Below are 12,703 nucleotides of genomic sequence, written 5' to 3' on the forward strand. Positions count from 1 at the left end.
GGGAGGAGGTCTGCTCCCCTGCGGCCATTTCCGGTGCAATAACGCGGGTTACCACCCGAGACAACAAGAAAGGAGAAAGATGATGAGTTCGAGGATAGGCATTGTGTTGGCGGCATTGCTGGTGCTGATCTCCGCCACGGTCACGTGGGCAGGCGGCTCGGAGCCGCTGGCGAAGCTGCACGAAGGGAAGGCGACCTGCGCCGATTGCCACGGCAGCAGCAAGAAGATCAGCGTCGACGACAGCGAGAAGGGCGTGAACAAGAACTGCGTCGGTTGCCACGGCACCTTGGCTGAGATGGGGAAGAAATCCCAGGAGGAAGTGAACCCCCACAAGTCGCACCTGGGTGACATCAACTGTACCGCCTGCCACCACGGCCACACCGCATCCTGGGCTTACTGTCTGAGCTGCCATCCGTTCGACATGAAGATCGCCGGCGCAGGCGCCACCCCGACCAAGGCCACTCCCGTTGCCAAGGCCAAGAAGCGCGCCGAGAAGGTGGACATCGTGGTCATCGGTGCCGGTGCTGCCGGCTTCACCGCGGCCATTACCGCACATGACGCCGGGGCCAAGGTGGTCATCATCGAGAAACAGCCCATCACCGGCGGCAACAGCATGCTGGCGGCCGGCGGGATGAACGCCGCCGAGACCACCTTCCAGAAAGAGAAGGGAATCGCCGACTCGGTCGATCTCATGTACAAGGACACCATGACCGGCGGCGGCAACCTGAACGATCCGGCCCTGGCCATGGTGCTGGCCAAAAACTCGGCCGGTTCGGTTGCCTGGCTCACCGGGCTCGGCGCAGATTTGAGCGACGTCGGCCGCATGGGGGGCGCCAGCGTCAACAGGACCCATCGTCCCAAGGGGGGCGCCGCGGTCGGAGCCCACATCACCGAGGTGCTGCGCAGAAACGCCGCCCAGCGCAACATCGACATCCGCGTCAACAGCAAGGTGGTTAAGATCCTGGAGGACAAGAAGGGGCGCGTGACCGGTGTCCGCGTGGCGGGCAAGCACAGCGGCGAGTACACCATCAATGCCAAGGCGGTCATCATCGCGGCGGGTGGCTTCTCCGCCAACCCCGAGCGGGTCGCCTACTACCGTCCCGAGTACAAGGGGATGACCACCTCCAACCAGCCCGGCGCCACCGGTGACGGCATCGACCTCGGTACTGCCGTGGGCGGCGACCTCAAGGACATGAAGGAGATCCAGATCCACCCGACCGTCGCTGCCGGTAGCCGTACCCTGATCACCGAGGCGGTGCGGGGCAACGGCGCCATCCTGGTGAACCATGAAGGGAAGCGCTTCGTAAACGAGCTCACCACCCGCGACAAGGCATCCGCCGCCATCCTGGCCCAGAAGGGGCAGTCGGCCTACCTCGTCTTCGATGACGGCGTCCGCAAGAGCCTGAAGCAGATCGACGGCTACTTCCACCTGAATCTGGTGCAGCAAGGGGCGACCCTCAAGGACCTCGCCGCCGCCATCAAGGTCCCGGCCGAGACCCTGGAAGCGACCGTCGCCTCGTACAACAAGGGGGTCGACGACAAGAACGATGCCGAGTTCAAGCGCCCCGACCTGCCGCGCGCGCTGCGCACCGCCAAGTACTACGCCATCGAGGTGAAGCCGGGCGTGCACTACACCATGGGCGGCCTGAAGATCACCACCGGCAGCGAAGTCGTCGCCAAGGACGGCAAGACCATCCCCGGCCTCTTCGCGGCGGGCGAGGGGACCGGCGGGGTGCACGGCAAGAACCGGCTGGGCGGGAACTCCATCTCGCAGACCATCACCTTCGGCCGCATTGCCGGCGAGAACGCAGCCAAGCTCGCCAGGAACACCCGTCCCTAGCAGGTGTAGAGTAGATACTGCAGTTTTCAAAATCGGACAGTTCCCAGCTAGCCCCCTCCCTTGACGGGAGGGGGCCGGGGCGTGGGTGACCTTGCCATGACCGCAAATGTGGCACCTACCCCCACCCCCTAACCCCTCGCGCGAGGGGAGGGGGGATTTTGTGAGGCAAACACGAGGCGGGCATGTTCAACTCCAGCTTTACGCTGATGCGTGACGACAATTACCGTATCTTCTCGGCCGGGCAGGGGATTTCCTGGCTGGGGAGCGTGATGCAGTCGGTGGCCCAGGGGTGGCTGGTCTGGTCGATCACCAAGTCACCGGCGCAACTGGCCCTTGCCGCCATCATGGTTTCTTTCCCGGTGCTTTTGTTGAGCTTGCCGGGCGGGGTGGCCGCCGACCGCTTCGATAAGCGCGCCCTCCTGGCGATCACCCAGGGAGGTTCGATGATCCCACCCCTGTTCCTGGGCATCCTCGCCCTGCGCGGCGAGGCGACCACGCCGGCCATCATGTTCCTCGCCTCGTGCCAGGGGGTGCTGAACGCTTTCGAACTCCCGACCCGCCAGGCGCTGCTGGCCGAACTGGTGCCCCGGGACCGCCTGGGGCAGGCGGTGGCCGTCAACGCCGTTTCCTTCAACGCCACCCGTCTGTTCGGGCCTGCCGCCGCCGGCTGCATCATCGCCGCCTTCGGCGTCGCCCCCTGCTTTTTCCTCAACGCCGCAAGTTACCTGGTCGGCATGGCCTCCCTGCTCCTGCTGCGCCTTCACTGCCGTGAGGCGGAGCATCCACTGCGCTCGCAGGTGCTCCCGGTAAGCGAGTTGCGCGAGGGGCTTGGCTTTGTGCTCGGCAAAAAGGAGGTCCGTCAACTGCTCCTGTCGGTGCTGCTGGTGAGCGTTTTCGCCATACCCTTCGTTCCGCTGCTGCCGGTCTTCGCGGAGCTGTTCCGGAGCGGTCCGCGTGGCCTGGGCTTCATGTCCGCCTGTCTTGGCAGCGGTTCGCTACTGGCCGCCCTGGCACTTGCCTCTTTCGACCACCTCCCCCACCCGGACTCCGACGGAGCCGGTTGGGGGGTGCTCTTCGCCTTGGCGCTGCTGCTCTTTTCCCGTTCGACCGATTACCCCTTGGCCCTGGGCGCCCTGGCCGTTGCCGGCGCGGCTTTGGTGGTCTTTCTGGCCCGTGCCAACCGCTCCCTGCAGCGGGCCTGTCCGGATCGGCTGCGCGGCAGGGTGATGGGCGTCTACACCCTCTTCCTGCTGGGGATGGCGCCGGTAGGCAGCGCCCTCATGGGCGGCATCGCCGCCAGGCTCGGCGCTTGCTCCGCACTCACCCTCACCTCCGCGCTCTGCGTTGCCGGTCTTTCCTTGCTGCAGCTTAAGTCGCGCCGCAGGGCACCTGTCACTGTCACCTGCGATACACTCTGGAGCGGAACGTTGTCCCGCAATGAAGGGGGTGATGTAGGTAAAGGTGCGATTCATCGCACTTTGTGACCTGGGTCACCCGTGGCTAATGCCTGATAAGGTATGGTTGCTTCACGTTTGCCATCCCATACTCAGGAGTCCGTATCTACATGATGCACCGCCTCATTGCCGGCGCAGGCATAGCCCTGCTCTTCCTGGCCTGTTCCGCCCCCTTGTTTGCTTCCGATACGGCTTCCTGTGAACTGAAGGTGAGAGAAGGTTACCGCTTTTATGACATAAGCGGCAAAACCCTGGACGATCTGATCCATGAGATCAGTCTCAATGGAACCAAGTGGAACGATGGCAAAGTGTACTCCGCCATGACCAACTGGGACATCCACTACAAGTACGACGTAACCTGCCAGAATGGCCGTTACTCCGTCAAATCGGCCGCCACCCGCGTCGATATCCTGTACAACATGCCCCGCCTGAATCTCGCCACCTGCGCCCCGGAACTGGTCACTCCGTGGAACGACTACCTGACCCATCTGCAGGGCCACGAGTTCGGTCACAAGGATCTCGCGGTCAAGGCCGCGTCCGAGGTCAACGAGATGTTCGGCACCCTCCCCAGTTTCGGCAGTGAGGAGGAACTGGCTGCCGAGATCACCAGGCGCACCGAGGAGAAGTTCAAGAAGTTGAAAGAGATCCAGATAGAGTACGACCACGACACCCGGCACGGTGAAACCCAGGGTGCCTTCCTGCTGGCCGGATCACACTAAAAAGGGGCTACAGGCCCCGCCCGCAACCCCTTCTCCCTACCTTACTCTTTATTCCATCTTACCTGCCGCTACCGCCGGTTCCGGTGCCCGTGCCCATGCCGGTGCCGCCGGTGCCCGTTCCCGTGCCGCCGGTGCCGGTGCCGGTTGTGCCACCCGTACCGGTGCCCATGCCGCCAGTACCCATGGTGCCCGTACCTGTGGTGCCGGTGCCCATGTTACCGGTTCCCATGGAACCTGTGCCGGTTGTGCCACCGATCCCCTGGTTGTAGTAGCTGCCGCCGGTGCCTTGGTTCATAGTTCCGCCGGTGCCCTGGTTCATGGTGCCACCCGTGCCGCTACCAGTGCCGGTTCCGTAATAGCTGCCGCCGGTCCCCTGGTTCAGGGTGCCCCCCGCGCCTGTGCCGCTGGTGCCCTGGTTGTAGTAGCTGCCGCCGGTGCCCTGGTTCATGGAACCGCCGGTGCCCTGGTTCATGATTCCGCTCGGGCCGCGATCAAGGGTGCGGCCCGTGTTGCTCCCGGTACCCTGTTCGAAGTAGCTGCTGCCGGCGCCCGGGTTTAGTGTCCCACCTCCGCCTGTGCCTCTGGTGCCCTGGTTATAGTAGGTTCCGCCGGTGCCACGTTCCATGGTGCCACCCATGCCGCTGCCGGTGCCGGTGCCGTAGTAGCTGCCACCGCTGCCCTGGTTATAGGAGCCCCCCTGGTTGTAGGTGCCGCTGGTCCCTCTCTGATCGTAGCTGCCGCCGGTACTGCCGCCTACTGTTCCGCCTGCACCGATGCCCGTGCTGCTACCGGATTCAGGTCCCAGCCGCTCGACGGTGAAGTCCTGCCGAACCGTGGTCCTTGCTCCTGTTCCGATGGGGAGAGTGGTGCTGCCGTAGCCCTGTACGCTACCGCCGCCGGAGGAGCCGGAGACCGTCCCGCTCCTGTGGGAGGTTTTTTTGTGCGTCATGCCGGCTTTGTGGGTAGTCCCGGATTTATGCGTCATCTTCTTGTTGCACTGGGATCCCGTGCCGGCTGCATAGCTTGTGCCTGTGGTCATGCCCATCATGCCCACCAAGGCGATGGTGGTGAATAGCAACCTTCTCACTGTTCTCATAGTGGACCTCCGTTCCCGGTCTGCACCGGCCGGGAGACACCGCCTGCTCTTTGCAGATCGGCCTTGCTGATCCTCGCGGTGCCACATTTTGGTTGTATACAAATCGGTGCTGCTGATCTCAACTTATCACATCCGATTAAAAAAAGCCAATCTTGGTAAATCGGTGTCGCAGCTGTAAGTGGGCGTATCCACGATGGATTAGTGTGCAGAGGTGGGGCTGTGGCTAAGCGTCAGTTTGCGGCTCTGCACAAAAAAGAGGCGAGAGGAGCGCAGGGGGGAACTCATGAGGGGACGTGCGGCCGGCAGGATGCGCCGGCACGCACTCACGGGAGCGACATCACAGTTCGACGAGGTAGTCGGCCTCGCTGGTGGTGGAGTTGCTGCTGTTGAGGTAGGGGGTCTCCGGGAGGATCACGATGGGGGCGAGTCCGCTCCCCAGGCGCTGCAACTGGTCGGGAATGGCGTACTTGACGGCATGCCAGACGCCGGTCAGCACCACCAGGGTCCGTCCGGGCTCTTTCTCGCGGTAGCGCATGATGTTCAGCGCCATGCCGCTGTTACGCACCGTCTGTGCCTCGCAGAAGAAGTCGAACTTCCTGCCGTTTTGCTGGTGATGCGGCGCCATGCGGAAGGTCTTCTTCAAAAACGCGACCTGCGGGTTGGCCAGGTCGCAGCTGGTCCCTGAAGGCAGCCCCTTTTTCTCATCCGGCGTCAGCGCCGCGAACCCCTGTCGTGAAACCTTGCGCACGATGGCGAGAGGCACGTTGAGGGCAACCATCGGGATGTGCTTGTCCCTGGCGAACAGGAAGATGTCCCGGTACATGTGCCACCCGGTCCAGTTCCTCTCGAACGCCTGCTCCATTTCGGGCTCCCCGAGCCTTCCTGCCACCCAGTCGTCCAGTTCCTGCTGCGAGTCGCTCTGCATCATCTCCAGCCCGATGGCTATGGGGCGCTCTCCGGCATTCAGCAAGCGCAGCAGGTAGAGCTGCAACTCGTGATGGTAGGCTTCCTCATGGGATTCCCCGACCAGGGTGACCTGGCTTGCGGCAGCCACGGCCGCCAGTTGCGGGATGGAGAGGGTCTGGCCATCGCTGAGACGGGTAACGACGGTGTGTCCTTGTGCTTGGGAGCAGCAAACCGAGACCAGCACCGCGACGAGAAAAGCCCTGAAGCACCCGGACATGATCGTCTCCTTGCGCGGCTTTGCCTTGTTGCAACGCGTTGGCAGCAGCGGCGCCCGCTGTGAGTGCGGACCCTTCTGGGGCCTGGAAGGTGTGTCTGGTTAACAGTGGCTAATTGTATCGGGTTGATGTCCGGCGACAAGGAAGGCGTTTGATTTAGGCAACGGGCGACGCCGTGGCAGCCTGACCGTGCGGGGGAGGGGGACTACGATCCCTGGAGTGCGGGGTCGCGCAACTTGCGGAGCATGTAACGCATCTGTTCCCTGTTGTAGGGCTTGGCGAGGAACGCCGCGTAGGGGTCGCTGTCGATGAAGGGTGACACTTCTTTTTTGCCGTAGCCGCTGCAGAAGAGGATGGGCAGTGCGGACGCCTCCCTGCGCAGTTCCTGGTAGGCTTCGACGCCGTCCATCTCGGGCATGGTCAGGTCCATGAGGACCAGGTCGATGTCTTGGGGGCGCTCGCGGTAGATCTCCAGCGCTTCCCGGCCGTTGCAGGCGGTGATGACGCTCAGGCCCAGCCCGTTCAGGAGCACGGTTCCTACCTGGCGCAGTTCCGGTTCGTCGTCAACCAGCAGGACGGTCCCTTCCAAGCGTTCCGTGGATTGCGGTGGCGGTTCGGCAGGGGGGGCGCCCCGGCGGGGGGGCGAGGTAGTGCAGGTCGGAAAGAAAATTGTGAAGGTGGAACCTTCCCCGAGGGCGCTGGAGAGCTGCAGCGCCCCGTTATGGCTCCTGATAATGCCCATGGTGGCGGACATCCCCAGGCCGCGCCCGGTGAACTTGGTGCTGAAAAACGGGTCGAACACCCGCTGGCGGGTCTCCTCGCTCATGCCGCAGCCGTCGTCGCTGACTTCGAGGCAGACGTAGGAGCCCGGGGCAATGGCGTTGCCGAAAGCGTCGCAGCCCGTTTCATCCGGAGCAATAGTGTGTTCGGCGAGGGAAATGCCGACGGTCCCTTTCCGGTCCCCGATCGCCTCCACCGCGTTGACCACGAGATTCATGATGATCTGCTGCACCTGTCCCTGGTCCCCCTTGATCAGCGGGAGGTCCGGCTCGATCAGGTACTTGAAAGCGACTTTCTTCTTGAAGGCGGGCTGGAGCATGCTGACCACTTCGCGCACCTGTATGTTGAGGTCTATCTCCGTCTGCACCAGGGGACTTTTGCCAGCGTAGTTAAGCATCTGGCGGCACAGGTCCGCCGCGCGGTTACCCGCCTGCTCGATCTGTTCCAGGTGCTTCTGTATCTCGAAGGGAGTCGCGGTGCGGGCCATGGCGCAGTGCCCGAGGATGATGGTCAGGATGTTGTTGAAGTCGTGGGCGATGCCGCCGGAGAGCACGCCCAGGCTTTCCAGTCGCTGGGTCTGTTGCAGCTGCTGCTCCAGGGCGAGCCGGTATTCCTCGGCCTTCTTTCGCTCTGTCACGTCCCGGGCCACGTGCACGCAGGCGGTGATCTCGCCGAGTTCGTTGTACAGGGGGGAGACCGAGATCTCGAAGAAGCCGCCCAGGTGCCTTTCCTCCATCTCCACGCGGGGGGCATCGCCGTCCTGCAGCAGCTTTAAGAAAGGGCAGGCGCCGGGGACTTCGCCGATCTCGTGGAAGAGGTCGTAACACTTGCGGCCCGGGATCTCGGCGGGGCGCATGCCGAGGCGCTCGGCCATGGCTCGGTTGGCGCGGGTGATGGTGTGCTGGGTGTCGGTGATGAAAATGAGGTCGGGGACGGCGTCGAAGGTGAGTTCCCATTCCCTTTTGCCGCGGCTGAGTGCTTCGTAAAGAAACTGAGTGGTAAGATCGCCATCTACTGACATGCCGTCACCCCGAAATCAGGAAGAAAACGTTACGGGAGCGGTCGGCCTTCCCCGTTGCTGCACTGCAGGTGCATGCCGGGTTGCATTCCATTCTCTGCACTGGACGCAAAAAAGCCGGGGCAGAATATCGAATGATATTTCGGCAACCCGGCTGTCTCGGAGAGACCCAATAGGCTTTCCGCCCCATCCTCGCGGATGGTTGAGTATTATCGTGTATCTTGTTGATGTATTTAATTTTTGTCCATTATGCTCTTAGCCTCATACCAAGTCAATGGAATGACAGCGTGTGCCATCACTATCCCTGTGAGTTGAATCACTAAAAGACCACTTTTGTCAGAAATAGCAGTTCCACAGCAGGCTGTGTTCGGAAACGGTGTGCCCTGAGACATCACCGACACTCATGTTAAGGCTGACGCTTTGTTGCTGTGACAACCGGAAATTCTGTGCCAGTCTCGCTTTGAGAGAAATACGCTCGTCTCCCAGGACGTAGAAGAACGAGGATGCTTCCAGGTTCACCTTCCACCACTCCGTGACCTGCTCCAGCCAGCCCAGGCTCATCCCGGGCGCCGCAGCCACCGTTGCGCGCAGATGCCTGCCCACATTGACGTCGATTTCGGCGAAGCCGTACATGATGCCAGCCAAGGGGGACCTGCGGGCGACGCCCCCGCCGCTGTTCAGCCTGAAGATGAGGGAGTCCCTGCCGTCCTCCATCACCTCCGTGTCCCAGCCGGCGGCCACCTTCCAGGAGAATGGCTTGAACAGGCGGTCCCGGGGAGCGGTGGAGAGGATGTCCAGGAGATGCAGGGTCCGTAGCCGTGGGCGTCCCGTCTCCGGTACGTAGTCGACCCGCGTGTCGAAAAACTTGATCTGGGCACCCTTGAGGTAGCCCTGGTCCGGGTCGAGCAGGCTGTGGAATTCCGGCTGCAGATGGATGGCCGCGAACCAGTCTCCCCGGCGCACGCCTCCTCCCAGGCCGACCTTGGAAGTGTGGTGCCCTGCGTCAGGGGGCGCAGGGGGCGTGACGGCATAGTCAGCCTCGTTCACCGTTCCAAGTGCGCTGCGCTGTGCCAGGATCTTTAGGTAGAGCTTCGAGTAGTCATCCTGCTCCAACTCCTTGCGGGCCAGACGCAACTGCACCAGCTCCGCAGCCAGGTCCAGCACCTCCCTCCGTGTCTTCTCCGTCATGGCCACCAGGTCGAGACTTGCCGGGGCGCGCTTTCCCTGGGCCAGTTCCAGGGCGGCCTGCTGCCCCTGGCCGTCGAGCAGCGATGCTACCTTGACGATGCGCGCCCCCTGCGAGGGGCGATAGACCGCCGGCTCCAGGATCCCGCTTTCCTGCGCAATTTCGATGGTGTTGGTGGGGTGCACCAGCAGCCCGGTGCGGTCGGAGAGGTGCAGGGTGGGGCGGGCCGCCTCGATCAAAAAGAGCAGGTTGTAGGAACAGTTCTCGTCCAGGAAATAGTAATCCGAGGCGATCCGCTGCAGTTCCAGGGCGTGCAGCAGCAGCTTGTCGACTTCCTCCCTGGATAGCTTCAGGCGATACTCCCACATGTCCCTGTGCTCGAGGTCGCTGTACTCCTTCACCTTCTGGTAGTACGGCATCAGGGAGTAGTACCCCTTGTACAGTCCGGTGAGCCCCTTGAAGGCATAGAGAAAGCCGTTGGAGTCGGTGGCGTCGGCCGCGTAGTTCACCGCGTACGAGATGAGGTTGCTCTTGCTGGAGCCGTCGATCCGGATCAGGGTATGACCGAACATGGAGGCGGGGCTGTTGATGTGCCCCACCGGGAAAACCAGTGCCGCCGAATGGGCATCGATGGTCCTGAGCTGTTCCTGCTGCTCCGAGCACGGAGGCGCCGGGAGCCGGGCCGGATCGATGGCCAGTTCCCCGCTGAGCCACGCCAGGCGCGCGGGGAAGCGGCAGATGGGATGTTCCCCGTCCGGGGCCTCCGGCTGGAAGAATGCGGAGAGGGTGGCGGACAGCTCGGCCTGCGGGTCCCTCCTTCCGGTGGGGGCGAGGAAAAAGCTGGGGTCGGAGATGCGGCTCACGGTGCCGCCGGTCAGGCTCTTCTTGTAGTGCAGCAGGATCTGCCAGGGGCGCTCTTCCCAGAGGTGCTTGGCATGTGCCTCCTTGAGGAGCTGGTCGCGGTAGGCAAGATCCGCAGCCGTCGCGGAGAGGCTGTGAAGAGTGAGCAGCAGCAGGATGGACAGGGCACGGCGCAGCAGGGTCATGTTCATTCCAGTGTTCATTACAGGTGGCGGAGGCATGCTCCAGAGACTAAAAAGGGTGCACAGTTTCGCTGTGCACCCTGGTGACGTCGTTGCGGCAGGGTCAGTTGCTGGTAACGGTGACGACGTTGTCGATGACCTCGGCCATCACGATCTTGTCGGAGGTGAAGATCTTGCTGAAGTTGGCCTGCAGCTTCGCCTTGTAAGCGTCGCTCTGGGTGGAGGGAACGCCCATCATCTCGACGAAGGTGTCGAGAGTCTCGCCCTTACCCATGGCGATTTCCTTGGCCAGGTTGTCCATGTTGGCGCGGACGAACTCGTTCAGCTTCTCGTTCTGCACGATCTTGCCCGGCTTGACGCACTCGGAGGTGCCGGAGGTGATGCCGAAGGTCTGGGTGCCGGAGGTGCCGTTGGTGGTCGATTGCAGGATCTCGAACAGGATCGAGCCGTCGGCCTTGTTCTGCCAAAGCATGGTGCCGAGGCCGCACCCTGTATTGGTGTGTGCCTGGCCGGCAGCAAAGGCGGAACCGGTGATCAAGAGAGTGAGTGCGAGTGCCATCATCAGCTTTTTCATGGTCGTTCTCCTTTTGTGAAGAAATTTTTATGCAAGTATATGGGCCACTGCGTCACTGTCAACTCAAACGCTGAAAAAGATGGCGCTACCTCCTGAAAGTCGGCGAAGTAAAGGGACAAGTCATTTCCCAGAAGACGCGGCATTCAGCGCAAACGAATGCGAGCCTCCCCTTTAGAAGAGGAGGCTCGCAGGCCCGTTCTTACTGCTGCATGTCTCGTGGAACTTGCCACGATTTTTCTTGCTCAAGCTCGAGGTACGCGACGATGGTTCCGGCCCTCGAGTGGTGACCGATTATGCCAGTTTGAAGCGGCCTACTATCTGTTGCAGCTCTGCCGCAAGGCCGGACATGTGTGTCGCCGCATTGGCTGTCTCGTGGGCGCCTCCCGCCGTCTCGGAAACCACGTCGGTTATGGTGCCGATGTTGGCCGTAATCTCGCCGGTGACGGCGGTCTGTTGTTCGGCCGCGGTCGCGATCTGGTGGATCTGGGAGGTGAGCTCGTTGATGGCGTTCATGATGTCGTGGTGAGCACATCCTCGACCTGCTTCATGGTATCGATCTTCTCGGTAATGACCGGGAACCAGCTCTCGGCGGGGATGCCGAAGTGCCCGGACAAGCCCCTCGACAGCACCGCTCCCCTGATCTCCTCGACCTTGCCGAAGACCGGCGCCTTCGCTTTCTCCTCGTAGGCTGCCAGCGCCTGCGGCGAACCGAACTTGCGGAACAGGTCCAGGTAGTCCTGCTGAGCGGCGAGGATGGTCATGGTGCGCTGCAGTTTCTCCTGGTCCAGGACATCCGCTGCCAGCACAGCGTTCAAGGCCGCCCGTTCCTTCCCGGTTTCCTCCTTGGCTTTCACGAAGCTGTAGTAGGCCGTCGCCTGGCGCATCACCTCGCGCTTGCCGCTGGTCGTGGCCACCGCGGCCACCACATCCATGTACGAGTTGATCAGTCCGGTGTAGAAGGTGTAGGCCTGGGCGCCGGTGACCTGGAGGGTGTCGATCCCGCTGCGGGTCTCCTTCAGCTTGGCGATGGCGCTTGCGGCAGCATCGAGGCTCGGTTTCACCACAACCACCGATGCCTCGTTCTTCTCAAGGAACGCCGCGACCGCTTCGATTTCGTGGTCCACCTTGGCCCTCTGGCCAGTCAGTTCCTCGCGGAATTTTGTCCCTTTGGCGTTGAGGTAGCCGGAGGTGTAGCCGCGTTCTTTCTGGATCTGGTGCGACAACTCCCCTACCTGGACGGCAAGGGCGGTCAGCTTCTGGGTCTGGACCAGCCCTTCCAGGACGGCGTAGTCTTTCCTTGCGTTGTAAATGGAGAACACGATCATCCCGAGCACGGGGACGGCGATCATCAGCAATAGCTTGGTGCGGATCTTGAGATTCTGAAACATGGTAGTTCCTTCCTTTGCGCGGGGTTCTCCAGCCCTTGACCCCGCGCCACAGCGCGACTGGCGGCGCCTTATGACAGAAATGCTGTCTGCAGTTGATATCCATTTTCAGCTATCGGCGCGGCGGTAGGGAAACTTTAGGGAAAATTGCAGGGGGAGGACGGTGGCAAAGGCAATGGGAGTCAAAGGGGGCATGGGAGTTATGGGAGCGGGAAAAGCAGGTGCGTGAGGGGGTGATGGCCGTGGGGAGGCTGGGGCACGCCGGGAGCAGGCCGGGACAGGCCGGGACAGGCCGACTGGGAACTGGCAGGGAGCTGATTGGTTGGTTCAAATCCCCCCTGCCCCCCCTTTGTATAGACCGGAGTCAAGGGTGACAGTCGTTCGGAGACATGGGTGACACTTTTTTATCGCCGATCCGGATCTCCCG

The 12,703-nt window shown here is 62.4% G+C and carries 10 protein-coding genes and 1 riboswitch; of the genes, 3 read left to right on the forward strand and 7 right to left on the reverse strand.

The genetic code is table 11. The features are described 5' to 3' along the window. The first annotated feature begins 82 nt into the window (after window positions 1-82). From JFN91_RS03335 to JFN91_RS03345, 3 genes are all read left to right on the forward strand, one after another. A complete protein-coding gene (locus tag JFN91_RS03335) occupies window positions 83-1,840 on the forward strand; it encodes a flavocytochrome c (protein WP_236014886.1) in 1,758 nt (585 codons plus the stop codon). Between the two features lie 182 nt (window positions 1,841-2,022). Further along, on the forward strand, window positions 2,023-3,324 hold the full coding sequence (locus tag JFN91_RS03340; protein ID WP_199387776.1) for an MFS transporter: 1,302 nt from the start codon (window positions 2,023-2,025) through the stop codon (window positions 3,322-3,324). 80 nt (window positions 3,325-3,404) lie between these two features. After that, window positions 3,405-4,013, forward strand: coding sequence for a DUF922 domain-containing protein (locus tag JFN91_RS03345; protein WP_199387777.1), 609 nt, complete (start codon window positions 3,405-3,407; stop codon window positions 4,011-4,013). A 58-nt stretch (window positions 4,014-4,071) separates the two neighbouring features. On the opposite strand, the gene JFN91_RS03350 is transcribed toward JFN91_RS03345, so the two are convergent. From JFN91_RS03350 to JFN91_RS03380, 7 genes are all read right to left on the reverse strand, one after another. Continuing rightward, a complete protein-coding gene (locus JFN91_RS03350) occupies window positions 4,072-5,109 on the reverse strand; it encodes a hypothetical protein (protein ID WP_199387778.1) in 1,038 nt (345 codons plus the stop codon). A 337-nt stretch (window positions 5,110-5,446) separates the two neighbouring features. Next, window positions 5,447-6,292, reverse strand: coding sequence for a ChaN family lipoprotein (locus JFN91_RS03355; RefSeq protein WP_199387779.1), 846 nt, complete (start codon window positions 6,290-6,292; stop codon window positions 5,447-5,449). 203 nt (window positions 6,293-6,495) lie between these two features. Then, window positions 6,496-8,091 carry a hybrid sensor histidine kinase/response regulator gene (locus JFN91_RS03360; RefSeq protein ID WP_199387780.1) on the reverse strand — a complete coding sequence of 532 codons (1,596 nt, stop codon included), beginning with the start codon at window positions 8,089-8,091 and terminating at the stop codon, window positions 6,496-6,498. Window positions 8,092-8,229: 138 nt separating this feature from the next. Next, window positions 8,230-8,306, reverse strand: a riboswitch (cyclic di-GMP riboswitch). Window positions 8,307-8,424: 118 nt separating this feature from the next. Further along, window positions 8,425-10,326 carry an Lnb N-terminal periplasmic domain-containing protein gene (locus JFN91_RS03365; protein WP_236014887.1) on the reverse strand — a complete coding sequence of 634 codons (1,902 nt, stop codon included), beginning with the start codon at window positions 10,324-10,326 and terminating at the stop codon, window positions 8,425-8,427. Window positions 10,327-10,420: 94 nt separating this feature from the next. After that, window positions 10,421-10,891 carry a DUF3015 family protein gene (locus JFN91_RS03370; protein WP_199387782.1) on the reverse strand — a complete coding sequence of 157 codons (471 nt, stop codon included), beginning with the start codon at window positions 10,889-10,891 and terminating at the stop codon, window positions 10,421-10,423. Between the two features lie 291 nt (window positions 10,892-11,182). Then, window positions 11,183-11,404 (reverse strand): hypothetical protein, encoded by a 222-nt coding sequence (locus tag JFN91_RS03375; RefSeq protein WP_199387783.1) that lies wholly within the window; start codon window positions 11,402-11,404, stop codon window positions 11,183-11,185. Further along, window positions 11,401-12,279 (reverse strand): nitrate- and nitrite sensing domain-containing protein, encoded by an 879-nt coding sequence (locus JFN91_RS03380; RefSeq protein ID WP_199387784.1) that lies wholly within the window; start codon window positions 12,277-12,279, stop codon window positions 11,401-11,403. The genes JFN91_RS03375 and JFN91_RS03380 overlap by 4 nt, the downstream gene beginning before the upstream one ends. Window positions 12,280-12,703: the final 424 nt, after the last annotated feature.

The organism is Geomonas anaerohicana (assembly GCF_016458305.1).
GTDB lineage: Bacteria > Desulfobacterota > Desulfuromonadia > Geobacterales > Geobacteraceae > Geomonas > Geomonas anaerohicana.